Annotated in this window: 18 protein-coding genes and 1 pseudogene; 6 read left to right on the top strand and 13 right to left on the bottom strand. The window is 47.4% G+C overall.

Features of this window, described 5'->3' with window-relative positions; genetic code table 11:
* The first annotated feature begins 2371 nt into the window (after window positions 1-2371).
* Window positions 2372-2737 (top strand): hypothetical protein, encoded by a 366-nt coding sequence (locus AXFE_RS11060; protein ID WP_052605916.1) that lies wholly within the window; start codon window positions 2372-2374, stop codon window positions 2735-2737.
* A gap of 3 nt (window positions 2738-2740) precedes the next feature.
* On the top strand, window positions 2741-3007 hold the full coding sequence (locus AXFE_RS11055) for a hypothetical protein (RefSeq protein ID WP_052605915.1): 267 nt from the start codon (window positions 2741-2743) through the stop codon (window positions 3005-3007).
* 44 nt (window positions 3008-3051) lie between these two features.
* Here AXFE_RS11055 and AXFE_RS11050 read toward each other — a convergent pair whose 3' ends face one another.
* From AXFE_RS11050 to tgt, 7 genes are all read right to left on the bottom strand, one after another.
* Complete coding sequence (locus AXFE_RS11050; protein WP_052605914.1) at window positions 3052-4188, bottom strand: glycosyltransferase family 4 protein; 1137 nt, start codon at window positions 4186-4188, stop codon at window positions 3052-3054.
* A 259-nt stretch (window positions 4189-4447) separates the two neighbouring features.
* Complete coding sequence (locus tag AXFE_RS11045; RefSeq protein ID WP_052605913.1) at window positions 4448-6775, bottom strand: glycosyltransferase family 2 protein; 2328 nt, start codon at window positions 6773-6775, stop codon at window positions 4448-4450.
* A gap of 270 nt (window positions 6776-7045) precedes the next feature.
* On the bottom strand, window positions 7046-9283 hold the full coding sequence (locus tag AXFE_RS11040) for a RelA/SpoT family protein (protein ID WP_235347771.1): 2238 nt from the start codon (window positions 9281-9283) through the stop codon (window positions 7046-7048).
* 99 nt (window positions 9284-9382) lie between these two features.
* Complete coding sequence (secF, locus tag AXFE_RS11035) at window positions 9383-10918, bottom strand: protein translocase subunit SecF (protein WP_052605911.1); 1536 nt, start codon at window positions 10916-10918, stop codon at window positions 9383-9385.
* 32 nt (window positions 10919-10950) lie between these two features.
* Complete coding sequence (gene secD / locus AXFE_RS11030; protein ID WP_052605910.1) at window positions 10951-12378, bottom strand: protein translocase subunit SecD; 1428 nt, start codon at window positions 12376-12378, stop codon at window positions 10951-10953.
* Between the two features lie 180 nt (window positions 12379-12558).
* Window positions 12559-13023, bottom strand: coding sequence for a preprotein translocase subunit YajC (gene yajC / locus AXFE_RS11025; RefSeq protein WP_052605909.1), 465 nt, complete (start codon window positions 13021-13023; stop codon window positions 12559-12561).
* Window positions 13024-13112: 89 nt separating this feature from the next.
* Window positions 13113-14228 (bottom strand): tRNA guanosine(34) transglycosylase Tgt, encoded by a 1116-nt coding sequence (gene tgt, locus AXFE_RS11020; RefSeq protein ID WP_152626042.1) that lies wholly within the window; start codon window positions 14226-14228, stop codon window positions 13113-13115.
* Window positions 14229-14684: 456 nt separating this feature from the next.
* Here tgt and AXFE_RS11015 point away from each other — a divergent pair, with 456 nt between their 5' ends.
* On the top strand, window positions 14685-16484 hold the full coding sequence (locus tag AXFE_RS11015) for a glycoside hydrolase family 15 protein (RefSeq protein WP_052605908.1): 1800 nt from the start codon (window positions 14685-14687) through the stop codon (window positions 16482-16484).
* A 752-nt stretch (window positions 16485-17236) separates the two neighbouring features.
* Here the strand turns inward: AXFE_RS11015 and AXFE_RS11010 are convergent.
* From AXFE_RS11010 to AXFE_RS10990, 5 genes are all read right to left on the bottom strand, one after another.
* Window positions 17237-18520 (bottom strand): ABC transporter substrate-binding protein, encoded by a 1284-nt coding sequence (locus AXFE_RS11010; RefSeq protein WP_052605907.1) that lies wholly within the window; start codon window positions 18518-18520, stop codon window positions 17237-17239.
* 192 nt (window positions 18521-18712) lie between these two features.
* Window positions 18713-19453 (bottom strand): ABC transporter ATP-binding protein, encoded by a 741-nt coding sequence (locus AXFE_RS11005; RefSeq protein ID WP_052605906.1) that lies wholly within the window; start codon window positions 19451-19453, stop codon window positions 18713-18715.
* Window positions 19434-20219 carry an ABC transporter ATP-binding protein gene (locus AXFE_RS11000; protein WP_052605905.1) on the bottom strand — a complete coding sequence of 262 codons (786 nt, stop codon included), beginning with the start codon at window positions 20217-20219 and terminating at the stop codon, window positions 19434-19436. Before AXFE_RS11000 ends, AXFE_RS11005 begins: the two co-directional genes overlap by 20 nt.
* A complete protein-coding gene (locus AXFE_RS10995) occupies window positions 20220-21245 on the bottom strand; it encodes a branched-chain amino acid ABC transporter permease (RefSeq protein WP_052605904.1) in 1026 nt (341 codons plus the stop codon).
* Between the two features lie 146 nt (window positions 21246-21391).
* Entirely contained in the window at window positions 21392-22267 is an 876-nt protein-coding gene (locus AXFE_RS10990; RefSeq protein WP_052605903.1) for a branched-chain amino acid ABC transporter permease, read from the bottom strand.
* Window positions 22268-22599: 332 nt separating this feature from the next.
* Between AXFE_RS10990 and AXFE_RS10985 the strand changes: the two genes are divergently transcribed.
* The 3 genes and pseudogenes from AXFE_RS10985 to AXFE_RS21515 form a co-directional block, all read left to right on the top strand.
* Window positions 22600-24303, top strand: a complete 1704-nt coding sequence (locus tag AXFE_RS10985) for a sensor histidine kinase (RefSeq protein WP_160291833.1) — start codon at window positions 22600-22602, stop codon at window positions 24301-24303.
* A gap of 66 nt (window positions 24304-24369) precedes the next feature.
* Window positions 24370-25161, top strand: coding sequence for a response regulator transcription factor (locus AXFE_RS10980; protein ID WP_235347773.1), 792 nt, complete (start codon window positions 24370-24372; stop codon window positions 25159-25161).
* Between the two features lie 851 nt (window positions 25162-26012).
* Window positions 26013-26129, top strand: a pseudogene (locus tag AXFE_RS21515) (hypothetical protein); the annotation flags it as partial.
* 43 nt (window positions 26130-26172) lie between these two features.
* Here AXFE_RS21515 and AXFE_RS20030 read toward each other — a convergent pair.
* Window positions 26173-26340: a hypothetical protein gene (locus AXFE_RS20030; protein ID WP_160291832.1), complete on the bottom strand. Its 168-nt coding sequence runs from the start codon at window positions 26338-26340 to the stop codon at window positions 26173-26175.
* Between the last annotated feature and the right edge of the window lie 189 nt (window positions 26341-26529).

Raw genomic sequence — 26529 nt, 5'->3', positions numbered from 1 at the left:
GATCTACTTACGAATGAGATGACACCGAAAGTAGATCTTGCAAAAGATACCTTCTTTGAATTTGAATAACCGCTAAATGGCTTTCTGTGCAATTTAGGAAGTTTTGACATAAAAGTTGTGACCCATCTCATTATCCTTGCGTTTACCTGTGCTTACTTGTTTGATTCAATTATGCAACATTTAAACTAACATTCTATGTGTAACTATACCGCATAATCAAACACAAAGAGTGACTTTAAAGCAGGCAATCTCAATCAACTGGGAAATTAGTTAGCAAGAAGAGATAAATAGTACCTTTGGTGACGGTAAGCGTGAGAATGGCTAAATCGTTGCTCTGTTCTTCCATTGGTGGTTTCTAGCACCAGTGTCGCCTAAATCTAATTAATTTCGATTTCTCGTGGATCGACTTACCTGGTTGAAAATTTCTTTTAGTTGGTGATCACAAGTCAGCAACTTGGAAACGCTAGACCCCACTTAGCTCCAACGACAGCTACTGAGCCCTTCACCAATAGCCTTTTCTTGATCTTTAGAATGAAGCCCCTCATCGTCCGTTCAAGGTTTTCGTTCTACAGGGTTGATATTCCGTACAAAGCGATGCTAACTTCCTTGACGCTTGCGGTGTCAATGGCCGCTGAGAAATGCAAGTTAATTGCCGCGAACAATGCATACAGGGGGCCGTCGCTTTTGAATGTTTTACCACAGCTCGCGTTAAGCTAAAGCCCTCCTTTTTGGCCATTACGAGTAGATATTTCATACGGTTCTGCAATGGGCATTTCTTGGAGAGGAGAAACTATGCAAGTCGTTGGGCGCTCTAGCCGAATTCGCACCTTACAGGCCTCGGAGAGCTATGTAGAGTCGATCAGATGAAAGTTGTCGATGGCAGTTTGATTTTTAGCTAGGGTTGACATTTCGATGTGAGGGAATTGGAAAAAGATCTCTTTATTATTCCTCTTTAATTGGTAGAAATGATACTTGAGAGCATTGCGGCCACAGTTGGTGAAGCCGATCGTTTGGCAATTGCCCAAGTGCTCAATCAGATGACTGTTAAACCTGCCATGTTCGCTTCACTCTACCGAGCGTTCAACCCATCCTGACGCAGTATCGATCGGTGCGCCTCCATTGGTGGGACGTCTGGTTATGGCTTTGAGAGAGGCAGGTATAGCAATTGGCGAACCCACATGTGTGGGATGTGGACGAACAAATCACAAGGTGACCTCGTCGCAGGAAGGCGGGGTGTGTGGTAATTATCGGCGTCGACAGCTGGCTACAACGTGTGTTTCGTGTGGGAAGATAAAGATCGTCCACAAACCTAATCAGCACGAACGGAACATTGCTCATCACCACTAGCAATGCTCCACAACTCAATAGCCCCAATGGCGGCGCTAAAGAGCTAGAAGTCTATCCAACCAAACAGGAGGCAGCTATTTGCGAACTCCACTGGCCCGCTACGTGACGATAGCGCGACGATTCTGTTATACATCTTCGATCTCCTAAGCCAAAAGCAACGAGAGATCGTCAATTAGTTGTCTGAATTGGCAGAGTTAAGTGTGGTCATTTGATTTAGTTGCCGACTTATCGTCGGCAACTAAATCAAATGACCACCACGGGTAAGTCGATCCACGGGAAACCTAAATTAACTAAATTTTGGCGGCACCAAGGTGCCAGAAAACCATTAATCTGGAACTGAGCAAATGTGCCAACTATTCTGACACTCACCGCTACCCAAAAAGATATCTACTCAATTCTTGGGATAGTAGACACCTCAGGTCGAACCAAGACGGTGATTGCTCAACTGTAGTGCCCAAATCTTGACACCAATATGGTCATAACCTGGGCTTTCACGGGGCGGTGCCCGAAACTAGAGCTAGGGCGGTCCTGCTAGCAAAGATACCAAAAGTCTTCGTCCACCCAAGCGGGCGCTACTATATAATCAACTCGACCACAGATAAAGGGCTCATTCATCGCTATCGATCAATGGCTGAGCTCAAATTCCTGGGGCTAACTCGAATTAATCTTCTCGATCAATCAGGGGTGGTCATACTAGATTTAACCACCCAAAACCCAAAGAGACAGATCTCTCGAAGCCCACATCCAAATAGCTAAAACCCCACTTCACAAAGGTACCTATTGGAACAGATAACTAAAAGTGATATCGCCGGATTGAACTCAAATCGCTCAATTCAGCCCGTGTTGGCCTCTGCCCCTGGGTAAAAGTGCCGACAAATGGACGCTCACAGCAAAAAGTATTCGAGTATCCATGCAACAATAGCTACGATCATTCCCACTCCCTTACCGAAACCGATTGCGCTCCCATTGGTTCAAATCGGAGTTATCGCCCAAGGCGGTATTATGTAGAAACAGGAGAGATCTTTTGACGTTAATTGCCGCAACTACCATGATCGCATCGATAGCTGCAGCGGTGGCTGCTATCTTTTCATACCTAGCAATTCGACGAACTCGCCGCTTGGAGCGCTATCTAGAGCTTTCAATCAAATCGCTCCGAGATGAGACTCTGCCATTGATTAGAGATGCTGCCAGTAACATCTCAAGATCCGAAGACGAACTTGAAAAGCTCGAATCACTAATTGATTCCACCGCTATCGCTACCGAAATGATGCACAAGACCTCCCGAGCTGCCTTCTCGGCCTTGACCTCACCTATCGTCAAAGTTCGATCCCTCCAAGCCGGGTCACGCGCTGCGGCTTCAGTACTTCGAACAAAAAAAGAAAGAAAATAGCCCGTGCCAAAAAGAACACTCTGGTTTGGGGTTGGCGCAACCATCGGTGCTTGCGGATCCCTATGGACGAAGTACAAAATCGAAAAACGAATTGCCGGTTCGACGCCACTGCAGATAACTATCGCCACACTCAAGTCATCTCGCTCGACACTTGCCACATTAAACGAAGCTGTAAAGACTGGATCCAGAGAGATGAAAAAGGAGTCAAGTCGTCTTAGGAGTGAATTTGGGCTAACAACTCCTCTCGAAGGACCCCGGATGAAACGTTAGCTAAATTCCATAGCCAAAGATATCTCATTCTTGAAGCCAAATACTTACTTGGGATCCTTTTTCGCCTCATAAAATAACTTGGCTGGTGTGACCCCTTCGATGGGAACCAGATTAGCAAGTGCGGCTATATTCTGTACTTTATTTGCTTCAAGGTCCACTCGCTTAGACTGCTTATATCCATTTTCAACCAAGCGTTGGCGCAAGGAAAGGTCGGACAAGACCATATTCCAAGCAGTTGCCATCGCGATCGGATCATTGTCGCTCACCAAAACAGTTCCATCTCCAACCGATTCTGGGATAGCAGTCGTACCTATTGCGACACTTGGTAAACCAAAACGCATTGACTCTATGAAAGGAAAGCCAAAGCCCTCATGACGAGAAGCAGATACAAGAAGTTGCGAAGTCTCGAATAGTCCCGCCAGTTCGGTTTCGTTCAACGAAGAACGAAACTCGACATATTCCGAGATACTCAATTCAACAACTAAAGATTGAAGATACTTTCTGTAATCTTCTATAACGGTCGAACCAACGAAGGTCAATTTAGCTTTTGGCTCGAAAGTGGCGTTGTAGATCGCCAACGCCCGAAGAAGATCTTCCTGCGCTTTGTTCGGGACTATTCGACCCACACAAAGCAACTTGGCAAGAGTCCCTGACTCAGATTTGAACCTACTCCCAGGGTTCCTTGGAAGCTCCCTAATCAGTGGAGGCGAAAGCACTATCTTTGAATAGTCCGCGTTGATGAGGTCTCTTGCATTGAACGGCGAGATGGCAAGCGCTAGTTCAACGTGGCGGCTGAGCGTCTCCAACTGCCTGCGCCCCCAAGCCATAGCAGAAGATATTCCAGGCTCCCAGGCTACGAATTGAGAACGAGGAGTTATATTATGAAATTGAATCATCAAAGGCTCAGAACGAGCAACTAAGTGACGGACAAGGTTAGACCCAGTGGCAGCCTGATATAACAGGTATCGACTTTGAGAATGGGGCAGATATTTAAATTGGCGAAACGGCTTAGCTTCGCTCTTCATTTCGGCCTTAATATCGTCGGCATAGATTGTCGAGCGCAATCCGTGAGCATTTATTGCATCGCGCAATGAAATCACATGGGTCGCCATCGCATCATTAGGCGCTAAAGACGGCATAAATATCGGGACTTCGATTTGTGATCGTAGATTAAAAAACATTTGAACTTTCGTGCCTTTAATTCCTTGCCTACCAGCCTATCGGAGTGCTTTGATATCAAATACCGCCAAGATAAACAAGATAATATCGATCGACCGCAAATGACTATCGACCGCATTCAAAACGACTAGCACCTTAGCTTCGAATCGATCAAAGGCGCAGGGCTTGAGCCTTTATTGGTAATCTCAAGCGATCCTGCAAGCCGATCCAAACCAAAGGATAATAAAACTCGAGCTTCTCTTTGACAAATTCAAAGTAAAATCATTCTATGTCTAGGTCAAAGAGTACCGACTTGGAGTAAAGGGGACTGTAGAAGCGGTCATCTTCCATAAGACAATCCCACCTGGCAAGCATATAGGCCCTTTCGCTTGCATTTCGGCGAATTTTCTTGGGGTCCAATCCGTCTAGACCTCGAGTCTTTGACTCGTGATGTATCAAGACAGCTCCCACTTCGACCATTACCCGCAATCCAACGTCCCGAACCTTCATGCACAAGTCAACATCGTTATAAGATACCCCCAAATGAATCTCATCCATCCCTCCAACTTGCATCCAAAGTGACCTCGAAATCAAAAGAGCAGCGCCGGTGACCGCGCTTACCTCGTGTGTAGCCACACACTGAGAGGTGGACACAAAATCCCTAACGCCCTCACCTTGAGCACTTAGAGCTTCGCCAATGCCTAAATAGATTCCGCAGTGCTGAAGGGTACGATCTGGATATAGCAGTCTTGCTCCAACCACCCCTACATCCTCACGTAGAGCCAACCCCACCATCTTTGTCAACCACTCCCCTTCTAATACCTCGGTATCATCATTGAGCAGACAAACCAACTCGCCATCACACTGCGACAGAGCAAAGTTTTGAATCTTAGCAAAGTTGAAGGGGCCATCAAAGCTCACGACTCTAACGGAATCCTCCGTGGAGACAGAGTCCAAATAGTCAATCATCCTTGGATCCAAGGAACCATTATCGACTATCAGGATCTCAAAATTTTCATAAATCGTCTTAGACCTAAGACTATCGATGCAGTTGGGCAAAACATCAATTCCATCGCGAGTTGGAATTATTATTGAAACCTTTGGCGCATTCAGAGGCGGCTCATATGTGATCTCGAAAATCGAGATTTCCCCCTTGGCCTCTAAAGGGCCAGTGGCATTCTCGATCTTCTTTTCTTTGAGCACGACATTGGGAAAGATCTCTTGAAGATGTCTTTCAACCAATTCGAACCGGGCTGGAATTTTGGGATTGCTCTCGAAGCTTGCGTCGAAATTCAGGTAGTCGAGGTAGTGAAAACCAACTACTGGTACATGCACAATTGACGAGCAATTATCACTTCGAATCAAGAAAAGACATGCGCGATCTATTGCACCTTGTGATAACGACTCCGCTAGCGACATCTCCAATGTGCCGAGTAGCACACCAGAGACGAATGTGCCTCGACCAATATAGTTACTGGCATACCAAAGATCAGGGTCGAAAAACGCCTTTAAGTGAGGTGAATGATGGATCCCGTTTCGTGAGACAAGGTCGTGATCGAAATAAACGACCTTTGGAGAGAAGCCCTTTTTGATCTCGGCGTCAAGAACAGTTAGTAAGTCCAAACCAAGTAAAGTTCCCCCTTCTAAAAAACACCAGAAACGCTCCGAGTGGTGGCCCGCATCTGGCATGGGGGTCTCATCGATCAGCGTACTTAGATCCTTATTGGCCATCACCCGAAAGTCCACCAATACGACGGTACCGCCAAAGCCATAGAGGGAACTCATTATGGCGATCTGCCGCTTCCATGTGTTATAGTCTCCTTCTTTGAAGACCACCACAATCGCAAGGTTGCTAACACGCTGACTAAAGATCGAGGAAAGCGTCAGTAGCACTTCATCGGATGTACAAGCTCGACCATCGAGCAAAAGGCCAACTGGAGTGGCTCCAGAGCCATCATCGCAACTCGACACAGTCTCGCTCAACCCTGCCATATTCGAACCCTGTTCGACCGCTATCAAATCACCTTGGTGCACCAACAGCCATCTTTGGTATCTATCAAAGTCGCTGGCCACCGCCTTAATCCTCTCCAAGCCTCCACTTGGTTCGCCCTTACGAATCCGCCTAAAAACACTTCTGCAAGCTACTTCTAAAGCGCCTCTCAACCCTTTTTCAGAGGGCGATCTCAATCCATTCGAAAAGCCGCGCCAATAGTCTTTATCTTGAGCAATGATTACAGCTCGGTTGACAAAACTTTGGCGCTTGGAGATAGCTGTGAACAATACCTTGGGAGGATAGCATAGCAAAAAGGAATCTGTAAAATTGATTGAAATCTCGAATCCAGCTTCTACATAAGCCGTGGTCCTAAAGGTTGTCTCTTGAACCTTCGTCATTTCGAGCACCTTGGAGGAAACGAACGAATCCGGTTTGCCAATGACCACAAATGGCCGAGCTGAACCTAGGTATTGACCCAAAACCTCTACTTCAACCCGAAACCATCCCGGTAAAGACTGCATACCCAACACGACAAAAAGTGTGTTAGTAAGCGCCACTTTGTTCTTAGGATCAAGACCTTGGTATGCGACCTGGGGAACCTTAGTAAATATAGACATCAAAAACCTACGACCATCAAGTGAAAAGTCCTCGCTTCTTACCTTTTCGAGCTGAGAAAAGCCTAGCCAAAGTTATCGAGCCTATCCCGAATGTTCCAAGATCAAACCTCACATCGCTTGGCTAGTCCCAAAGATGGAGCGAAAATTAGAAAGAAAAATTAGCTGTCTGTACAGCTGAGACCTTACGATTGTCTCAATCTCATACAGGACCGCGTTAAATGAAACAATCAGATATGGACCCGATGCTCTGCGAGGGATCGCCCGAATCGTCTAGTTCAGATTGCCCCCTAAATCGCCTTCACCATGACCGCCTTCAACCACTCGATAAGCGTCATACACACTATCTAGCTTTCTTAACGCTGACAACACAGAGTCCAAATGACTAGGATCTGCTAATTCAAATTCGAAACGCATCCTTGATATTCGATCCACACCGGCCTGAGTTGAGGATGAGAGAATATTCAAATGATGCTCCGACAGAACCCTCGCAACGTCTGCAAGAAGTCGCGAACGATCAAGTGCCCTGATTTCAATCTGGGCGCTAAATACGGAATTAGATATGTCACTATCCCATTCAACTTCAATAAGACGCTCTCGCGAGGATGCCGCCAAAGCGGCAGCATTTGAACAATTAGTCCTATGAACAGATACACCACGACCTCTGGTTACAAAGCCGATTATGTCATCACCAGGAACAGGGCTACAACATCGCGAAAAGCGAATAACAACGTCATCCAACCCCTCGACGTAGACGCCTGGAGTTCGACGACGCTTGCTCTGTCGTCTAGAGGGATTAACCGTAGTTGGAAGTTGAATCTCAGATTCTTCGGGCGCCATCTCCCGGACAACGCGTTGAGCTAAACCCTTAGCCGAAGCATGACCTTCCCCTACCGAGACGTAGAGGGCTTCCACATCGCTAAAACCTAAGGAGACTGCCAGCTTCCCAAGGGTATCCGATGCCGCCATCTTCTGTACTGGCAACCCTTCCTTGCGCAAGGCCTTAATTAATTCATCTCGTCCGCTCTCAAGTGCATCCTCGCGACGTTCACGAGAAAACCAATGGCGAATCTTGCTTCGAGCCCTAGGGGTGACGACGATAGATTGCCAATCCCTAGATGGCCCAGCACTCTCCACCTTCGAGGTGAATATCTCTACCGTATCTCCCGACTTCAACACTGAGTCCAAGGGAACTAGGCGACCATTGACCTTGGCTCCAATGCACCTATGACCTACCTCGGTATGAATCGTATAGGCAAAGTCGATCGGCGTCGCTTTGGCTGGCAAGGAGACGACTTTACCCTTGGGGGTAAAGACATAGACCTCATCAAGCTCCAGATCAAGCTTCAGATTCTCCAAAAATTCAATAGGATCAGGAGTATCTTTTTGCCAATCTAATATCCGCCCCAGCCATGCCATCTCTGAATTCGACGAACCCTCCTTATATCCCCAGTGGGCGGCGATTCCAAATTCTGCACGTTGATGCATCTCAAAGGTACGCACCTGAACCTCGAGCGGATTTCCACCCGGAGCTACAACCGTCGTGTGAAGCGATTGATAGAGATTGAATTTAGGAGTATTTATATAGTCCTTGAATCGGCCCGGAATTGGATTCCATAAGGAATGCACCACACCCAAGGAAGCCCAGCAATCCTTCTCGGTCTCACAGATGATTCTAATGCCGATGATATCGTAGATTTCGTTGAATTCCTTGGTCTTTACGACCATCTTTTCATAGATCGACCAAAAGTGTTTAGGTCTCCCCTTCACATCAGCTACGACACCTGCATCCAAAAGTCGATCTTTGAGGTTCTTGAGCAAGAGACCAATGGATTGCTCTCGCTCTGGAGTCCTCAATTGAACCATCTGTTCAATTTCGGCGTAACGTCGAGGTTGAAGAACCGCAAATGCAAGGTCTTCAAGTTGCCAACGAATCTCTTGGATTCCGAGGCGGTGCGCCAAGGGTGCATAGATATCGATGGTCTCTTGAGCGATCCGACGCTGCTTCCATTCAGGCAACACTGCCAAAGTGCGCATATTGTGCAAGCGATCGGCAAGCTTGATTATTAGAACTCTTGGATCTTTAGCCATTGCAATTATCATCTTGCGAACAGTGGCAGCCTGTTGTGCTTCTTTAGAGTCAAAACTAAGGCGATCCAACTTTGTAACACCATCGACTATGGCTGCTACTTCAGGAGAAAATCGTGTCGAGATCTGATCTAGCTCGATTGAAGTGTCCTCTACCGTATCGTGTAGAAGGGCCGCTACAATCGTTACCTCATCAACGCCTAAATCTGTTACGATTTGACTTACAGCAATAGGGTGGGTTACGTAGGGTTCGCCGGATCTACGAAACTGCCCTTCGTGCGCCCGTATGGCGCTAGCAAAAGCACTTTCAATAAATCCGCTAGGTGCTTCAGGTCGACGAGCACGAAAGGACCTGAGCAGCTTATCCAAAAGAACTGTTTCAAACTCAGCTGAAATTCCAGGTACCATATATACAAAATACACGTGATAGTCGATTATTATTACCCAAGATGAGTCAACTTAGTTACAATTGCGCCAAACTAATCCGAATTTACCACAATCAGTGTCATGTAGCCCAACTACTCAACGTTTTTTGTTTCTACGGCTCTTCAACTCTCGAGTTCCGGGCTCCACCAACTTGGGTCGACCTGTAGGTCTGCCTGAGTTCGTCTGCGAACTTTGTGTCAAGTCTGCTCCGTCGTCGATCTGGACTTCGTCCATATCAAGCACTTCATCAGAGTCACTTTCGGGGACATCAGTCTCTAGTTCATCAAAATCTGAGTAATCCACCACGCTATAGGTAACCGAACTAGAGTCGCCTACCAAAGCCGACAACTCCTCGTCACCCTTGTTCGATCCAGTCTTAGGAGCGACATTTGACTTTTTCGTTTCTCCTGATTTGGATGACCCTGAATTCACAGGAGTAGCGGCAAATTCTGAAATATCTGAAGTACTTTTCGCCCCTTTGATCGCCTTTCTCGAAGGTGCATTCCCCTTTGAGCCGGTAGTCTTTGTCACCTTAGGTCCAGAGGTGGAGCCTTTAACAGCCGGCACCGCCTTTGTAACTTCATTTCTTTGTGCTCGTGCCTCTTTGGATTCAAGACGCTGGGCAAGATTCATATATCTGGGCTCTCTCTCCTTCAGGGAAGCCAAAATAGGCGACGCGATAAAGAGTGAAGAGTAAGCCCCAGTGGTCAAGCCTATAAACAAAGCCAAGCCAAATTGCTGTAAAGTGGTCGCGCCCAGCAACTCTGCCCCAATCAGCAGTACCGATAGAATCGGTATGATCGCTACGATCGAGGTATTCATGGATCGCATAAGAACCTGATTCATCGAAAGGTCGACGGCATCTGAATATGTCATTCGCCCTGGATTTACAAGCTCTTTCACATTCTCCTGGACGCGGTCAAAAACGACTATGGTGTCATATAGTGAATATCCAAGAATCGTCAAAACAGCAATCACCGTAGCTGGGGTTACCTCAAAACCCACAATCGAATAGATTCCAACCGTCACTAAAAGGTCATGCACAACGGCGATCAGCGCAGCGATGGCCATTTTAAATTCAAATCGGATAGCTATATAGAGGGTGATCGCGATAAAAAATCCAATAAGCGCTCTTAATGCTTTGGAGGTTATCGATCCACCCCACGTGGGACCAACGTCCGTCAAGGAAACTTTCGAGGTTGGGACATTAGCGGCCTTGGCCAGCACTGACGTTACTTGGTTTTCCAATTGGTTCTTCTTAGCCAAGCTATAGATCGAGAGATCTGCTTGGACTTGGATGCTCGTATTCGAACCCGATCCTAACGATACAATAACCGGTTGCTTTAGCGCCAAGGACGAAAGGACTGCCTTAGCTTTTGATACCGTCAAAGTCGTATTGGTGATCTCCCAAGAGGTGCCACCTTTGAACTCAATACCAAAGTTCAAACCACGCACAGCTAGCGAACCAATTCCGATCAAGATCACTAGGCTTGAGATTATATACCAACGCCTACGATTGCGCACAAAACTCAACTTGGTATGACCGTTATAAAGCTTGGACCACACCGACTCGTTTGAGATAGAGTCATCCTCTTGCGATTGGTTTGAGACCATTTCCTTTGCTTTGCTCACTTTAATCCTTCAACACCATTCCAAAATCTCAACTATGCGCCCTTGACCGCGAGGCCACGTGCCATTCCGAGCCATTTAGCTTTAGTTACAACTTCGCTCCGCCCAAGTATCATCACCAGAGGTCGAGTAAATGTCCACGAGGTAACAACGTCAAGGACTGTCGAAAGTCCAAGGAAGAATGCAAAACCTCTAACCGGTCCTATTGAAAGGAGATACAAAAGTAGGGCGCCAATGAAAGAGACCAGGTCGGCAGCGACGATTGTTCTAAAAGCCTTTTTAAAGCCACGATCAACAGAGCTACGCACGGTCTTTCCCGAACGCACCTCGTCTTTTAGACGTTCAAAAAAGACAATGTAAGAGTCAACAGTGACGCCGATTGATACAATTAATCCCGTTACTCCTGACAGGTCAAGAGTCAAACCGCTGGTATGGCCCATATAAGAGATAATTCCCCATAAAAGCGCCGCGGTGGTACCAAGACCCAAGACGACCACTATTCCCAAGGCCCGATAGTAAAAGATCGTATAAGCCATTACGACGATTAGACCGACTATGCCAGCAAAGACTCCGGCCTTTAGGGAGGATTGACCAAGGGTAGGTGATACAGTTTGCACTGTCTGTTGAACCAACTGAACCGGTAATGCGCCATATCTGAGAACAAGCGCCAAATTATCAGCTTGCGATTGAGTGAACTGACCTGAGATCTGACCCTGTCCCCCAAAGGAGGTCGAATTGATCTTCGGTGCACTTATGACATTTCCGTCTAAGACTATGGCGACGTACTGGCCATAATACTTCTTAGCCAAGGCATCAAAGGCAGGAGAGCCGGTTTTGGTTAGCGTAAAATTCACTAGCCAGTTTCCCGTAGAGTCAAGCCCTGCATATGCGCTCTTTAACGCTGATCCAGTCAATACGCTTGGTCCCATTACATAGCGACCTACAACTGCTCCATTTACTATCTGGGGCAATATAACGTTAGAAGTAGGAAGGTCTGCAGCCGTTGACGTGGTCGGAACATATGCCAATATGTTGGAATTAGTGGCTGAAGTCGGACAAGTTGGTGTGAGTTCACTAGCCGTTAGATGTAGTGAAGCCGGAGGCTTTGTATACGGAGCGGCAGAGCAAAGAACAGGTCGAAACCTCAACAATGCCGTCTGCCCAATTATCTTTAGCGCCGCTGCTGGATCTTTTACACCAGGCAACTGAACCACAATGTCATGTCCTTGGGAGGTAATATTGGGCTCAGCCACACCCAAACCATCGACTCGATTTCTAATGATTGATATCGTCTCGTTTAGCGTCGCCTGACTTACTGTATGCGCGGGAGCATAGACAACTGAGAGCCCACCCTGAAGGTCCAGGCCTAGTACCGGCGCATAGTTCAATGCCAGAACCGCAACGAACGCACCAATAGAGATGACGAAGGTCGCAATGACCATAAACCATCCAGAGCGTTTCATTAAATACCCACCTCAAATTGAACGAAATATCTGTTCAAAATCAAACGATCGACCATCTACAACAAGGTCTGACCGAGAATCAACATTTCCACCAAAATGACCAAGCTGGAAGCAAAAGACCTAGTCTTCATCTTCCAGCAATTTGTCAATCAGAGAACTCTGCTACTGCTACTGCTACTACTACTTATCGCCATCTTCGTCGAGTGCATTTTTAGGAGCCTCAGATCCAATTTGACCGTCGTGGGTGGAGTCGTCGGCCGACCCAGTCGATTCATCTTGAGCATCGTCACCTTCGACATCGCCATCTTCGTCTTCATCGTAATAATCGAATTCATCCATCGAATATAGAGGATCTGCCTCTTCAAGCTTTCGTGAAACCGCACGACGTACAAAGCTCAGCTCGATATCAGGAGCAACTTCAACGACCACGGTCTCTTCGGTAGTCCGAACAACTCGACCCAAAATTCCAGAGGTCATCATGACTCGATCTCCAACTTCAACAACCCTGGCGTTGGCTTGGGCAGCTTTCGCTTTTGCTGCACGTGGCCGCAGCACAAGAAGGTATATTCCAGCGAAAAGGACGATTGGTAGAAGTAGCGTCAACGAACTTCCGCCCGTTTGTGCAGCAGCGGCCCCTAGAAACATTCAAATACTCCATTTGTAAAAAATATGCCGTAACTTTCAATAGCCATAAACGCTATAAATCCACTTTGGCATAAACAACCAGATCTATGCTAGTTGCCCCAAGCAGCATAGATCGACTTAATGTATTCACCTAGAGTTTTTGTAGAAATAGCATTTCGCGAACCCTCTATTAGTCGGTACATAAAAGTAAGATTATGCAAGGTCAGAAGGCTGCCACCGGTAGGTTCACCTACCGACACAAGGTGTCGAATTAAAGCCCTTGGAAAATTCGCACAAGCTACACATGGACACCCGGGCTCAATTGGGGATTCATCACGCACGTACTTTTGATTCCTCATATGCATCTTCCCTGAAAAAGTCATGGCAACCCCATGACGTGCGACTCGAGACGGAGCCACACAGTCAAACATGTCTATTCCGCGTGCTATCGCTTCAACGACCCCAATTGGATCGCCCACGCCCATCAGATAACGCGGCTTATCTGGTGGAAGATGAGGAACTACCGCGTCGATGGCCCGAAGCATGTCGTCACGGGACTCTCCTACCGCCAATCCTCCTAGGGCAATTCCTTCAAAACCAACATCAGAGATAAATTTGGCGCTCTCTGATCTTAGGTCTACCTCGGAGCCCCCCTGAACGATCCCAAATTGCGCCTGATCTTGTCGGTGCTTTGCAAAACGCGCGCGAAGGGCCCAGGAATGAGTCAAATCCATAGCACGTTTAATTTCATCACGGCTAGCTGGAAGATTGGTACAAACGTCAAGAACCATTGCTATGTCTGCGCCGATCATCTCTTGAAGCCAGACGGCCTTCTCGGGGGTTACATCATGAATGGATCCATCGTAGATAGAGCGAAAGGTCGCACCGCCATCGCTAAAGGTTGCACCAAGAGACATCACTTGAAATCCACCTGAATCCGTGAGCATACTGCGCTTCCACCCGCTAAATCTACCAAGTCCCCCCAAAGCATCGATAACTTCAACTCCAGGTCGCAACATCAGATGGTAGGTATTTCCGAGAATAACCTCAAAGCCGATTGCGGCTATGTCATTGGCGATTGCCGCCTTAATGGTGCCCCTGGTCCCAACTGGCATAAATATAGGTGTCGAAAAAGATCCGCGATTCAATTTAACCGTGCCACGTCGACTCCCGTTATGAGTGTCGCCCACCGAAAACGAGAGGGCACCTTTCAAATCATCAACCACGACTAGACCCTCCTTTTAAATACCACCAACCCAGATAGGATAAACGGCTAGCGCACCTCCGCGTTTATCCTTTGACATAAATCCCCCAGAAATCATAACCACTGACCAAATCTCAAAATAAACAGACTGAACACGTGCTTAAAATCATTAATTAAATCAAAGTTATCCGTAAGTTCACATCGTATTGCTAGAACAATTTATTCAGCTAAACCTCATAAAATATCTGCTTTGATCCCCCGCCCTACATGCTATTAAGGCAACAACATGAGGTCACATAAGTCACCAATCTCCGCCTTTCACCGAACAAAGCTGGCAACTGGTGATCAAATTAAAGCGAACCAAATCTGAAATAATTCAATTACTTGACCTTGGCAATTAGTCATGATTAAGATTTAGAACAGGCAAAAATCCTCGAGGTAGCTTCCCACAAAGCAAAATCTGAAGTAATGTCATTCTATGGAAAGAGAACTTATCGAAGACTATGGCATCATTGGCGATTTACATACAGTCGCCCTAATCTCAAAGAGAGGTTCAATCGATTGGCTATGCCTGCCTCGCTTTGACTCAAATGCGTGCCTGGCCCGGCTGATAGGTAGCGACGAAAATGGCTTCTGGAGAATTACCCCTAAGGAGCCAGTCATCAAATACGAACGACGCTATCTTCCCAGAACGCTAATTCTAGAAACAACCTTCACAACGGCATCAGGAAAGGTAAAAGTCATTGACTTTATGCCACCTAGAAACTCTCATCCAAGCATCTACCGTCTTGTAGAGGGGATAGATGGAGTTGTAGACATGACCATGGAACTTATAGTTCGGTTTGACTACGGAACCACGGTTCCTTGGGTGCGACACATGGAAGGTGGACTATCTATGGTCTCTGGATCTGGAGGTCTGGCCATATCGTCCAACGTAGCACTAGAGAGTGAAGACTTTAAGACTATAGCCAATTTCCAAGCTATCCCTGGCGAAACTCAAACGTTCAGCGCGATCTATCATGATTCAATCACCAAACCTCCAGCCCCCCACGAAGCTCGCGAATCATTCGAACATGCCTTTTCCTTCTGGCAAAACTATATGAAGGGATGCAAGCCAATCTTTGGAGAATATCAAGAAGTTGTAGAGAGGTCGATCATCACCCTAAAGGCCTTGACCTACCAGCCTACGGGGGCAATTGTAGCTTCGCCAACGACCTCGCTTCCTGAGCAAATTGGCGGTATTCGAAATTGGGATTACAGATACTGTTGGCTGAGAGACGCCACCTTTACCCTATATGCCTTAATGATTGACGGATTCGAACGCGAGGCTCTAAAGTGGCGAGAATGGCTCCTCCGGGCTGCAGCTGGAGATCCTACGCAGCTTCAGATTATGTATGGAATTGGAGGCGAACGACTTATACCGGAATTCACGATACCGTGGCTATCGGGCTATCGAGACTCAGCACCAGTTCGAATAGGAAACGCAGCATCTAACCAATTCCAGCTAGATGTCTATGGAGAATTGATGGATGCATTCTATCAATTTCGTCGATCTGGAATTAAATACTCCGAAGAGTCCTGGCATCTTCAGTTGGTAATCGTAGATTTTGTCGCTAAAAATTGGGACAAACCTGACGAAGGAATCTGGGAAATACGAGGGCCAAGGCGCCATTTCACCTATTCAAAGGTAATGGCATGGGTGGTATTTGATCGCGCAATAAAACTTGTCGAACGATACGGAATGGCTGGCAAAGACCAAGAGTGGAGAGCAATTCGTGATGACATACACAAATCAATCATGGCTAATGGCTACAATGAAGAACTCGGCTACTTCGTACAAGACTACGAATCCACTAATCTAGACGCATCGCTCCTGCTCTTGCCATTGGTGGGATTCATAGATGCAGCAGATCCAAAGATGGTTCGCACCGCCCAAGCAATAGATGAACGGCTATCGATAAACAACGTAGTTAAAAGGTATGAAACTGGAGAAAGTGGCGAAGATGGCCTACCCGGAGATGAAGGAGTATTTTTAGCTTGCAGTTTCTGGCTAGTCGACAATATGGTTTTAGCGGGCAAGACTAAAGAGGCAAAGATTCGCTTTGACAAACTCCTCCAACTAGGAAATGAACTTGGTCTATTTTCAGAGGAGTACGACCCAAATAACCTCTCCATGCTGGGCAATTTTCCACAAGCACTCACTCATGTCGCATTGATCAATACGGCCCGCAACGTTACTCAAGAGCTCTCACCAGCAAAGCATAGGACCTCCAGCTAGCCCAATCACTTGAGTGTCGATTCTCGAATATTTGCTCAATGAACAAAATATGCAAACTGAAGCGAGATGAACCTAGCAAAGATTAGATCATCCCGCTTAATCATCTCACCTAAAGGCGACCTCTTCGCAGTGGAACGCAGTAAATGTCTAAGGCGCAATTCACCATGTTACAACCACTAAAGAGGCGACCTTAACCATTGCAACCATGCGACTACTTATAAAATGGTCCCCTCGAACCAAGACCGCCCTGGAAAGCTACGCTGGCAAGCTACTCTGGCAAAATATCAGCTGACCATGGTGTCCTCCCGTCGATCACCGAGCGATCCTTCGATCACCAAATATCAAATAGCTCGATTGGCTCACATGACTTCAGCCAGTTCAAATTCGAAATAACTACGACCACAGAATTCCCCGCGGCGCCGTGGCCTTCTAGCGCATTCACGAGAAATCCTAAACCGCTTGCTGGCTTGCTGGTGAGAAAAACATCAATGCCTCTCGAACTCAACCTCCTACTTTGATTCTCTCAGACTCTCTAGCGAACTATCACTTCAGACAAATACGGGTAATGGGGCCCTTCTATACATTCCTTTGGATTGTCGCTCAGGTGGTGTCAGGAATAAGAGTTACTGGCTGAAAATCCTGTTAAAAAACGTCGGCCAAATCCAAGTGGATTTGGCCGACGCTGCTTCTCGGGGGAGAACACTAATTCCTAAAAGCTAAGTGCATTATAGGAAATCAAGACAACTCATTGGTTAACCCTTGGAGTTGTACATAGCTGCCACTTGGCTAGAGGTAATACTTTGGACTGTATGCAACACACCGGCCGTATTGAATTGCTGAACGTCAAAGCCAGAAAAGACGTTGTGATACTGATTGAAATTCTCAGGACCACTCGCACCCTGGTAGTTGATCTTCTTACCTTGCTTTAGCAGTGCCACACCCTGTGCATATGTATAAACAGGCGTGCCTGGCGGGTTGCTAATCTTGGTAATATACTTCACCCAAACATGTGGATTAGTGGAATGTGCAGCTGTCATTGCCAACGCCGCCATAACAACCGCATCATACATAGCTGGTGATGCTGGCAGTGGCTTAGAGCTATTCCATTGCCCCTTATAGGCTGCTAAAAACTCATTATATGCCGGTGCGTACGCTGCTGGCGCAGCCATACCTGTCATCCACTTGCTGGCATCGGCTAGGCCGACAGCTTGTGCTAGCTGAATAGAGGTACCGGTATCACCAGTAATAAAGTGAACATTCAGGTGACCGAGCTGCTTTACGTTCGCGAACAGAGTTGCGGCAGTCTGTGGATCGGCATGGAAAAATACACACTGTGGGTTATTCGCAAATGCGCGAGATACCTCAGAGAGATACGAGCTCTGGCCGGCCTGAATCTGCTCGTTGTCCAAGATCTTCCCACCATTACCGGTGAAGGCTGCAGTCAAAGGAGGAACTTCGGCCTGGGCGTTTGCATCGGAGGTGTAAATTAGCGATGCCTTTGTGCAATTCAAACCTTTGAGGGCATAATAGGCCTCTGCTGCCAATAGCACTGAGTCAGATGGGAAAACTCTATAGATATATGACTGCGTCATGTGGTCCAACTGAGTTGTACCACCTTCCATGAGGTCCACCACTTTTTGTTGTTGGAACTGATTGATAACGCCCATGATCGATAGAGAGCTCGGCCCGGTTACAAAATTTGGATGTTGTAACTGAAGCGACTTCCACGCTGTTACTGCATCTACTGGGTCGCCCGCAGTATCTTGAAGTGCCGTAGTAAGTTGATGGCCAAGTACTCCGCCATGGTGATTTATCTCATAGACACCAGCTTTGATCCCATGATCAAACCACTGACCGACGAACGCCTCTGCCCCAGACATAGGCAGGAGCTCCCCGACTGTAAGCGGGCCCGTTGATGCCGCTGTCGTAGCCGATGATGATGATGATGATGGAGAGCCGCTCCCACAAGCCGCTGCCACCATAGATAGCGATGCCAGTGCTGCCGTCGCTTTTACCCACTTTTTAATACCCTTCACGGGTACCCCCTTTTTTATCCAAATACTGATCATCAGTTAATTTGATGAGATCATTGAAACTACTGAAATGAAGCTACCGAAATCGAAACTCTCCATTAGAGATGAAATCACACGATCCCCAAGTAGCCTTAAAACTTTGTCCATCGCTCAAACCATAAGCAACGGAATCCCCCAAAACTGCCCCATCTATTGCTAGGCGATCACCTCGCTCTCTGACTCCATGGCTGCTGCTGTCGCACCCAAGAAAATTTCGCCCAGGTCAAGTGCTGCCACCTGACTTGCAGGGCCGTCGAGTCGATTTCGCCCAGCCACAAGGACGTATACCCATTCCGAGTTCGAGATGGCCCGATCAACATTTTGTTCAATCACCACAATTGCGGTGCCAGTCTTAGCGATGCGGCCGACCTGATCCCAGACTACGTCGACGTAGATAGGCGAAAGTCCCGCCGTGGGCTCATCGAGTAGCAGCACCTTGGGATCGGCCATGAGCGCTCGGGCCATACCCAACATATTTCGCTGTCCGCCCGAAAGCTCTCCGCCTTTTCTGTTCTGAGCAGCCTTGAGGTCTGGAAAGATCTCAAGCACAACCTCTACTCGCTGAGCCAGTCCCCGTCGGTTGGAGTATCCACCCATCTCCAGGTTCTCTTTGATCGTCATGGTCGTAAAGATATTGTCAACTTGGGGCACATAAGCCATACCCGCGCGAGCCAACCGAAATGAAGGCAGTCCCTTGACGTTCTGGCCATCGAGTACCACTTCGCCGCCGGTCACGTCTGTAATCCCGAACAGGGACTTCATGAAGGTTGACTTACCAGCGCCATTTGGCCCAACAATACTAACCACCTGGCCGACCTTGGCCTCCATGGATACTTCCCAAATAATTGGGGTCTTCCCGTACCCTCCGCTAAGTCCTTTAACTTCCAATACGCTCATGAACTTCACCTCCCAAATAAGCCTCGACAACGTCACGATTCGAACGCAGCTCAGCCAAAGTTCCCTCAGCAAGACGTTTTCCGGTCGCCATAACCACGACCCTCGAACAGATTTTGTCTACAACCTCTAGGTTGTGTTCAACAAGCAACATTGACATGCCTGAACCCTTATTTAGGTCCAGTAAGTGTTGTCCAAGGATTTCAATAAGAGCGGGCGTTACGCCTGCCATTGGCTCATCCAAAAGAAGCATCTTTGGTTTGGCCATCACTGCTCGAGAAAGCTCCAGAAGTCGCTTTTGGCCACCCGAAAGATTCGATGCATACTCATTGCGCAGTCGGTAAAGACCAAAAGTATTTAGGATTTCGTTGGCTTCGCCTACAAGTGCATTGGTTTCAGTCTTAGATTTCTTCGGCCGAAAGACCGCATTAATTAGGCTTTCTCCGCTCTGTCCGAGCCGGACAACAAGCAAATTCTCAAGAACGGTCATCCCTCCGAACTCCCGTGAAATCTGATAGGTCCTTATCAATCCGCCTTGAGCTCGCCTATATGTGGGCAGGTGTGATATCTCTTGCCCGTCGAAGGTAATCGAACCAGAAGTAAGAGAAACGGCTCCGGCAATTGAGCCAACCATGGTTGACTTTCCTGCACCATTCGGACCAATCAGGGCAGTAATTGTACCCTTTTCTACCTCAAAGGTGCATCCATCGATCGCCTTCAGCCCACCAAATGCCACATGGACATCCGAGATCGCTAAAATATTACTCATCTAGACCTCCGTCGCTAACTCTTGATTCGCGCTTACTCCACCAAAGGTTTGGGCATACTTATCCTTCAGGGGAAGTTCGAAAAACTTGGCCTTACGTTCCGGAAGTACACCTTGAGGTCTAAACCAGATGCTCAAAATAACCAACGAGCCAATAATTATGTTACGAAGATCAGGAACCAGGTTAGGGCTAGATGCCACTTGGGGAATATATCTAGTTCCCTCGTTGAAGATCACAGCAACCAACAAAGAACCGAGCATCGCGCCAATATTGTTCCCACGACCGCCGACCAACAGCGCAGCCCAGACTACAAAGGTCTCCCCAGTGGTCCATCCAGCAGGTGAAAGTGCTCCAATGTACTGAATCGTAAGCACTCCTCCGATTCCTACGATGGTAGAACCTATTACCATCGCCATCATTCGAACCTTGAAGGTATTTTTTCCAAAGGCGTCCACCACGTCTTGGTCCTCACGGATTGCACGCATCGAACGTCCCAACGGTGATGAGTAGAGCTGATTGGCAAACCACCAAACGATTAGCATCACCACTCCAGAGATAACCACAAAGATCCAAGAGAAGGTGTTCGGGTGGTTGTTAGCCACACTTTGAAAAGGTTGATTTACCGAAAATAGCCCAGCCCAACCATCAAAGAGTTTATTCTGATCGCCAGATAGCCCATAGAGAAGAGTTCCCGTTGCCAGGGTAACAATTGCCAGGTAGTCAGATCGAAGTCGCTTTAGCGCTATCAGACCAATTAGATAGCCAAGGATTCCCGAGGCAACTATTCCCGCAATCGAAGCAAGGGGCCAGGGCCAGTGTAAACCAAGGATATAAAAGACCTGATTTGAAGCATTTGCTGGGGGCATTACGAAGACTGCGTAGAAGTAGGCACCCATTGCCATAAAGGTAATAACCGTAAAGTTCAAGATCCCGGCATAACCGAATTGGATATTGAGGCCCAGGGTAAAGATATTGTAGGTAAACAAGGTAACCAATATGGTTGCCACATACCCGAGAAAAATTGACATAAACCAACTCCTATGTGTAAGAATTTCTCACCGTGGTCGAAGTAGAAATAAGATAAAAAGAGAAACCAACGTTGTGATATGAAGGGTTTGGGTTCCATCATGGCCCATGGATTTCGAATCAATCGTCATCCAAAGGAGTCGCTAGGTTAGGCTTTTCCTTTTGCAGGAATCAACCCTTGAGGACGTACCAAAAGCATGATCACGAGAACCAAAAATGCAATGTCCTGCTTGTACGCAGAAGATATAAAGACCGTGGACACCTCTGTCACTACGCCAATTATCAACGCACCAAGCATAGCCCCGTAGGTTTGACCAATTCCGCCAAGAATAACGGCTGCAAAGATGACAAAGAGCAGTGCATCCCCGCTAGTCGTTTGAAATGAGACGATATTCAACGCCAGGACAATACCACCCAGACCCGCAAGAGCCCCACTGATAAACCAAGTCCAACGAGTTACCATGTTGGTATCGATTCCAGATGCTCTAGCTAGATCAGCGTTATCACTCATCGCTCGCATAGCCTTGCCCAATCGTGAACGAGAGAGCAGGAGATGAACTCCGATCATGACAATTCCAGCAATCGCAATTATGATCAATTGGTTGCCTGTGAAGCTAAAGGGGCCAATGGTAACAGGCGAGGACTGACCTATGGGATATTCGTTGAAGCCGACTCCGTAGATGATCTGTAAGACGTTGTCGAGAATGAGAGAGAGGCCAAAGGTCACGATCAACATGTAAAAGAGAGATTTTCGCCGCTTGACAAACGGACTTAGGATGAACTCCGATATCAGCATGGAAACTATTCCAGTACCAATTGTCGCCAGAACGATAGAGAGCCAAAATGGCAACCCAAGCGTGGCTGAAAATGTATAGGTCAAAAGCATTCCGACGCCCAGATACGCCCCATAGGCGAAATTGACGAAGTTTGTAACACCAAATTGGAGCGACAAGCCAACACTCAAAAGGGCATAGATTGAAGCCGAAACAAAGCCGAAACCTAATGTGAGTAAGAATAGTTTCACCGACTACTCCTTAGATATGCAAAAGCATCTAATTTGTAGCCCGAAACCGAGACATGATTGCACAAAAGCAAAACAACCCCCCAATTGCAGACATTTCCTCTGCCGTTTTTTATTCGAGATGACCATCCCCCGGTACACCTCGCGGCAGTAGGTAAGAATCTACATCCAGGCAATTCCCAGCCGATATTAATTTCGAATTAACCAGATAATCCCAAATAAAGCTATTTATCCCATAAATCCCATGAGGGATCGGCGCTGTTCTTCTTGGTTCAAAGGGCTAGTTTGTATATATCTGAAGGTTCAAAAAGACAATGTCAGGGGGTCTTTTGTCCTTGAGCACCAGATCCAATACAAGTTCCATCCGTCAAATCGCGATCTATGCATTCGTACTGACGATGACCATCACCGTGGCGATCGGTGCTCTTTTAGTCTTGACCGAATCGTCGACCGAGCTACGACTAACAACCATATCGATCGATCGATCCAAAGCGATACTTGAGTCTCTCGGTTCGATTGGAGATGGAACCTCAACAAATAACACCAAGGTCGAAATTACGCGCCAGACCAGAGATGAGCTAAAGAGCCTTTGTAAAATAGAAAACTTAACCTTTGTTTTTTTTCCGTCCTATCTCACGACAAAGGCGACAGCAACAGGATCCGCCCCTACGTCGAGCCCACTTTCAGCAACAGCTGTACCCATCTTCCCCTCTAACCACGCGCAAAACCTCAGCAACCTCCCTTACCAAAGTCCGAATCTCGGACTATCATTCTGTGCCAAAAACCTCAATCCGACTACCCTTATAAATTTTTCATATTTCGCGCTATCTAATAGGCATACCAGACAGGTGGCGATAGTTGAAATAGTCGCCACACGCCAACGCCTTTACTCTTATTTGAAGTTTGTATTTTCAAAGATCGTCTTTGCATTCCTATTCGTCGCAGCACTCACAACCCTCAGTCTGTGGTATCTCTATCGCCGCAACCTAGCCGAGACCTTCGGACTCACTAGTATTGAACTATCGTCTCTGCTTCAAGAACAAGAAGCGCTCCTAAAAGGCATCTCTGAAGGCGTAATAGCCTGCGACGCCAATGGACTAATAAGATTTTTCAACCAAGAAGCACGACGGTTGATAGGGATCCCCGAGAGATCAATTGGAAGACCTCTACGACACCTCGTCCGAGGGCGGCGTCTTCGCCAAATTGTAACCGGAGAAATTCCCGGTCGAGACCTTCCAGTGGTAGTTGGCCGATCCATCCTTTCGATCTCCCGCCTAGCGGTTGAACGCGACGGCCAAAACCTTGGTCACGTTATAACCATTCAGGATCGGACCGAATGGGAGGGGCTACTTCGTGAACTCGACGGCATGGTTGGAATGACAGAAGCCCTTCGGGCGCAAGCCCACGAATTCTCGAACAAAATGCATACCATTGTTGGACTTATAGAACTTGGGGAATCCGAAGAAGCAATCGACTTTGCCCTCAACATCTCGTCGAGGAGTAACCTTACAAACGATCGGATTGACGCCATCGACGACCCTCTTTTGCGAGCTCTGATCCTGGCCAAGGGCGCAGTTACCTCAGAACGAGGTGTCACCTTGGTGGTAACCAATGCAACTAAGGTTCATGGAACTCTTCGAAATTCGTTGGATATATTGACAATCGTTGGAAATTTAATCGACAACGCCCTAGACGCCGTCTTGTCGAGCACCGAGCACACAAATCCATACCAAATGGAAAACGATCCCAAATGGATCGAACTTCACATAGAAGCCGTCGAAGAGAAAATCTACATAACCGTAACTGACAGTGGCTTAGGAATTCCCATGGCACTCCTAAGCTCAATCTTCACGGATGGATTTTCCACCAAAGTGGCAGGCAGAGGTTACCGACGAGGCCTAGGATTAGCTCTCGTGGCTCAAATCGCCGCTAAATATAATGGCGAAGTTCAAGTAAAGAACGTTCCAGGCGCATCTTTTAGCGTTACTCTTCATAGCGCCATTGACAGCGCTGCCGAAAGGATCGGTCCAATGGATTGAACCATAAAAATCAAAATAACTAAAGATTTACAGTAAGACTTCCACTTCAAGGCAATAGTGCCAAAGATGATCGCCCCAAAAGCACTTTGGCCAAATATTACAGTAGTGGTCAAAGTTTTAATTCACGAAGAGATCGCCAAGGTAGGAGCTTCCATGACCGAGGAAAGTTTACAAGGGACAAAGATCCGAATTCTCGTAGTAGACGACGACTTCCGCGTCGCCCAGCTTCATGGCGCATATGTCGACCGATTGGAGGATTTCGAAACCTGTGGATTTGCAAACACAGGAGCTCTAGCAGTCTCGGCCGCAAAGGATCTATCTCCAGATTTAGTTCTGCTTGATCTCTATCTGCCAGATACTGATGGATTAACGGTCTTAAGGCAGCTAAGAGCGATGGATCCTCCCCGTCCAGACGTCATAGTCATTAGCGCTGCCCGCGACAGTGCTAGCGTCCGAGAAGCGATGAAATGTGGTGCGATACACTACATTACTAAGCCTTTTGACTCACGTGGATTAAGTGAAAGACTCCAGGCGTACCGCCTCATGAGAGCGGAATTTGACGCATCAAGCGATCTCGACCAAGCACAAATCGATCGCCTTTGGTCGGTGCTTCGGACAGCACCAGACGAAGTCAATCTGCCAAAGGGCCATTCTCCCCACACCCTAGAAGTTGTAATGTCGACGCTGAGGGCGGTTGATGAAAGACTCACTGCAGACGAAATAGCACGTAGATCCGGCCTCTCAAGAAGTACCACTCAGCGCTACTTAGCGTACCTAGCCAGATTAGGCAAGGTAAATCTCACTCTCAAATATGGGGCAAGTGGGCGACCTGAGCACCTTTATGAGTGGGCCAAATAACCAACCAAGGCGGCTGGTCTCCAATCAAGTCTTAATCAACAGAAGTAGACCAGCTCGAGCCCTTCGGCGTAACTCTGCGTCGGTTATTTGGAACTGAATTAGGTTTGACAAAGCATCTATGGCCCAAATCTGGTTTCAGAGAGTCAAATAAGACCTATTCCCTTTGCGATTGAGCCTTCTTGGTCACTTTTTTAGATTCTGAAATCTAATTTTGGGTATAGCGACCTAATCAATTGTCTCCTAGTGTCATTATTGATAATTTCCTTTGTGCGTCATCGGATGGTTTGTTTTCGCGCATCTTCGTAGTACTTACCCAAGGGAGGCATCTCCGCCTTTTGAACACAACGCTCATTACCTGCGCTCTTTACCAACGCAGCTTGTGCCGGTTTGATATCCCTTTGTCGATTGACGGGGAGGAACTTCCCCTCCCCGCTCTCCTTTTATGTGGCTAATAATTAGTATCAACGGTTGTTGGGGTGAGGAAACTCCGAGAGTTTGTGCAGGATACTGGGGATGTGAGTGCTCTTTTGGGTTTGTGGTACTCAGACTAACAAATTCCACCCCATCCCCTCGCGGAATGCGACTGAAGATACAGATGGAGCGAAGGGATGGGGTGGAATTGGCCGATCATCCATCCAAGTTCCATCTGATTTGCTTCTTCGAAAGTTTTCTAAAAAATAGCTTGCAATGAGATAAGACCGGTGAGATACTAATGTTCTAGACAAACAAAGACGCTACGTCTGGATCGCCACGAAAAGGGCTGGAGCCTATCGGGTTCGCCTAGCGATGGTTTCGAGGCGGAGAGTGCTTACCTTAGCTATCTCATGGATCGGGCTTAGTCGCCAAGAACGGTAGAGGCTTATGCCTTTGATCTTTTGTCCTTCTGTCGGTGGCTGATTGAAGAGGGGCTTTCGTTACAAGAGGTAACAACTCAAGCGATTGCTTCGATACTTGAATTTGCATCGTAACGTTGCGGTTCGGGGTTAGCCGCTCAAGTCGAGCAACTCCGTGTTAGCCTTGAAGCGATGGCCGCCGTCCTTCGTCGTCACGAAGAGCTCCTAGGCTCAGTTGCCCGCCAATCCGGAGAAAAAACAAGGTAATAAAGACTAGGCGTGTGTGGGAGATAGCTAAGTCCGGACTCGGATTAGCCGCATAACTCACAGAACCGTGCGTGAACATCTCAATTCACACGGCTCCTAGCGAACCGACTTTTGGTATTACCCCAAATGACCATTGAGCCCAAAGATTGGGTTCACGTTCGGCTATTTGAGATAGGTATTTCCAAGCATTTACTCGTATGTTAACCCAACTTACCGTCACTCAACCTATTCTCCCAGCTAGTTGGGTATGTAGTCTTTTGTTGGGACA

This window comes from Acidithrix ferrooxidans (assembly GCF_000949295.1).
In the GTDB taxonomy this organism is placed as follows: domain Bacteria; phylum Actinomycetota; class Acidimicrobiia; order Acidimicrobiales; family Acidimicrobiaceae; genus Acidithrix; species Acidithrix ferrooxidans.
This window is presented reverse-complemented; position numbering and strand designations above follow the sequence as displayed.

What these genes read in the sequence shown, in the direction of transcription:
- AXFE_RS11050 (WP_052605914.1), bottom strand. Translation starts at nt 4,188, where the DNA reads ATGTTTTTTAATCTACGATCACAAATCGAAGTCCCGATATTTATGCCG.
- AXFE_RS11045 (WP_052605913.1), bottom strand. Translation starts at nt 6,775, where the DNA reads ATGTCTATATTTACTAAGGTTCCCCAGGTCGCATACCAAGGTCTTGAT.
- secD (WP_052605910.1), bottom strand. Translation starts at nt 12,378, where the DNA reads ATGAAACGCTCTGGATGGTTTATGGTCATTGCGACCTTCGTCATCTCT.
- yajC (WP_052605909.1), bottom strand. Translation starts at nt 13,023, where the DNA reads ATGTTTCTAGGGGCCGCTGCTGCACAAACGGGCGGAAGTTCGTTGACG.
- AXFE_RS11015 (WP_052605908.1), top strand. Translation starts at nt 14,685, where the DNA reads ATGGAAAGAGAACTTATCGAAGACTATGGCATCATTGGCGATTTACAT.
- AXFE_RS11005 (WP_052605906.1), bottom strand. Translation starts at nt 19,453, where the DNA reads ATGAGCGTATTGGAAGTTAAAGGACTTAGCGGAGGGTACGGGAAGACC.
- AXFE_RS11000 (WP_052605905.1), bottom strand. Translation starts at nt 20,219, where the DNA reads ATGAGTAATATTTTAGCGATCTCGGATGTCCATGTGGCATTTGGTGGG.
- AXFE_RS10995 (WP_052605904.1), bottom strand. Translation starts at nt 21,245, where the DNA reads ATGTCAATTTTTCTCGGGTATGTGGCAACCATATTGGTTACCTTGTTT.
- AXFE_RS10980 (WP_235347773.1), top strand. Translation starts at nt 24,370, where the DNA reads ATGATCGCCCCAAAAGCACTTTGGCCAAATATTACAGTAGTGGTCAAA.
- AXFE_RS20030 (WP_160291832.1), bottom strand. Translation starts at nt 26,340, where the DNA reads ATGTTCACGCACGGTTCTGTGAGTTATGCGGCTAATCCGAGTCCGGAC.